At 45.1% G+C, this 359-nt stretch carries 1 pseudogene; it reads right to left on the bottom strand.

Annotated features, from left to right (window positions below):
• Nucleotides 1-359, bottom strand: a pseudogene (locus FLK20_RS21445) (DNA-directed RNA polymerase subunit beta); the annotation flags it as partial.

Below are 359 nucleotides of genomic sequence, written 5' to 3'. Positions count from 1 at the left end.
CGGCGTACAATAACAGTCTTCGCTTCCACACGCTCGACAATTCCGTCATGACGGCAAATAACAGCAGCACCAGAATCTTTTCCATTCACATATTCCATACCTGTTCCAACAATCGGCGCCTTTGGATTCATCAAAGGAACTGCCTGACGCTGCATGTTCGCACCCATTAGTGCACGGTTGGAGTCATCATTTTCCAGGAATGGAATACATGCTGTCGCAGCAGATACAACCTGTTTTGGCGATACGTCCATATAATCAATTCTATCGCGGGACACAATAATGTTATCTTCACGGAAACGGGCAATAACTTCTTCATTTACGAAGTAATTATCATCATCTAACAGGGAGTTTGCCTGCGC

The sequence above is a fragment of the Oceanobacillus sp. CFH 90083 genome, from assembly GCF_009389585.1.
In the GTDB taxonomy this organism is placed as follows: Bacteria; Bacillota; Bacilli; order Bacillales; family Amphibacillaceae; genus Oceanobacillus.
The sequence above is the reverse complement of the archived record's forward strand: the minus strand, read 5'-3'. Positions and strand labels throughout refer to the sequence as shown.